The sequence below is a fragment of the Pseudomonas sp. MCal1 genome, assembly GCF_026341415.1.
Classification (GTDB): domain Bacteria; phylum Pseudomonadota; class Gammaproteobacteria; order Pseudomonadales; family Pseudomonadaceae; genus Aquipseudomonas.
In genome coordinates this window covers 1-2,389 of sequence record NZ_JAKUMP010000029.1, presented here as the reverse complement: position 1 = coordinate 2,389, position 2,389 = coordinate 1, and the positions used below count along the sequence as shown (strand labels likewise).

Annotated in this window: 1 rRNA gene; it reads right to left on the bottom strand. The window is 52.4% G+C overall.

Features of this window, described 5'->3' with window-relative positions:
• Positions 1-34: 34 nt before the first annotated feature.
• Positions 35-2,389 (bottom strand): 23S ribosomal RNA (locus MKZ87_RS28800); the annotation flags it as partial.

Below are 2,389 nucleotides of genomic sequence, written 5' to 3'. Positions count from 1 at the left end.
TCTCTTTCGAGTCTGCAGATTGCTTGGGTGTTATATGGTCAAGCCTCACGGGCAATTAGTATTGGTTAGCTCAACGCCTCACAGCGCTTACACACCCAACCTATCAACGTCGTAGTCTTCGACGGCCCTTCAGGGAACTCAAGGTTCCAGTGAGATCTCATCTTGAGGCAAGTTTCCCGCTTAGATGCTTTCAGCGGTTATCTTTCCCGAACATAGCTACCCGGCAATGCCACTGGCGTGACAACCGGAACACCAGAGGTTCGTCCACTCCGGTCCTCTCGTACTAGGAGCAGCCCCTCTCAAATCTCAAACGTCCACGGCAGATAGGGACCGAACTGTCTCACGACGTTCTAAACCCAGCTCGCGTACCACTTTAAATGGCGAACAGCCATACCCTTGGGACCGGCTTCAGCCCCAGGATGTGATGAGCCGACATCGAGGTGCCAAACACCGCCGTCGATATGAACTCTTGGGCGGTATCAGCCTGTTATCCCCGGAGTACCTTTTATCCGTTGAGCGATGGCCCTTCCATACAGAACCACCGGATCACTAAGACCTACTTTCGTACCTGCTCGACGTGTCTGTCTCGCAGTCAAGCGCGCTTTTGCCTTTATACTCTACGACCGATTTCCGACCGGTCTGAGCGCACCTTCGTACTCCTCCGTTACTCTTTAGGAGGAGACCGCCCCAGTCAAACTACCCACCATACACTGTCCTCGATCCGGATAACGGACCTGAGTTAGAACCTCAAAGTTGCCAGGGTGGTATTTCAAGGATGGCTCCACGCGAACTGGCGTCCACGCTTCAAAGCCTCCCACCTATCCTACACAAGCAAATTCAAAGTCCAGTGCAAAGCTATAGTAAAGGTTCACGGGGTCTTTCCGTCTAGCCGCGGATACACTGCATCTTCACAGCGATTTCAATTTCACTGAGTCTCGGGTGGAGACAGCGCCGCCATCGTTACGCCATTCGTGCAGGTCGGAACTTACCCGACAAGGAATTTCGCTACCTTAGGACCGTTATAGTTACGGCCGCCGTTTACCGGGGCTTCGATCAAGAGCTTCGCGTTAGCTAACCCCATCAATTAACCTTCCGGCACCGGGCAGGCGTCACACCCTATACGTCCACTTTCGTGTTTGCAGAGTGCTGTGTTTTTAATAAACAGTCGCAGCGGCCTGGTATCTTCGACCGGCGTGGGCTTACGCAGCAAGTGCTTCACCCTCACCGGCGCACCTTCTCCCGAAGTTACGGTGCCATTTTGCCTAGTTCCTTCACCCGAGTTCTCTCAAGCGCCTTGGTATTCTCTACCCAACCACCTGTGTCGGTTTGGGGTACGGTTCCTGGTTATCTGAAGCTTAGAAGCTTTTCTTGGAAGCATGGCATCAACCACTTCGTCGCCTAAAGGCAACTCGTCATCAGCTCTCGGCCTTGAAACCCCGGATTTACCTAAGATTTCAGCCTACCACCTTAAACTTGGACAACCAACGCCAAGCTGGCCTAGCCTTCTCCGTCCCTCCATCGCAATAACCAGAAGTACAGGAATATTAACCTGTTTTCCATCGACTACGCTTTTCAGCCTCGCCTTAGGGACCGACTAACCCTGCGTCGATTAACGTTGCGCAGGAAACCTTGGTCTTTCGGCGTGGGTGTTTTTCACACCCATTGTCGTTACTCATGTCAGCATTCGCACTTCTGATACCTCCAGCAAGCTTCTCAACTCACCTTCACAGGCTTACAGAACGCTCCTCTACCGCATCACTTGCGTGATACCCGTAGCTTCGGTGTATGGTTTGAGCCCCGTTACATCTTCCGCGCAGGCCGACTCGACTAGTGAGCTATTACGCTTTCTTTAAAGGGTGGCTGCTTCTAAGCCAACCTCCTAGCTGTCTAAGCCTTCCCACATCGTTTCCCACTTAACCATAACTTTGGGACCTTAGCTGACGGTCTGGGTTGTTTCCCTTTTCACGACGGACGTTAGCACCCGCCGTGTGTCTCCCATGCTCGGCACTTGTAGGTATTCGGAGTTTGCATCGGTTTGGTAAGTCGGGATGACCCCCTAGCCGAAACAGTGCTCTACCCCCTACAGTGATACATGAGGCGCTACCTAAATAGCTTTCGAGGAGAACCAGCTATCTCCGAGCTTGATTAGCCTTTCACTCCGATCCACAGGTCATCCGCTAACTTTTCAACGGTAGTCGGTTCGGTCCTCCAGTCAGTGTTACCTAACCTTCAACCTGCCCATGGATAGATCGCCCGGTTTCGGGTCTATTCCCAGCGACTAGACGCCCTATTAAGACTCGCTTTCGCTACGCCTCCCCTATTCGGTTAAGCTCGCCACTGAAAATAAGTCGCTGACCCATTATACAAAAGGTACGCAGTCACAGAACAA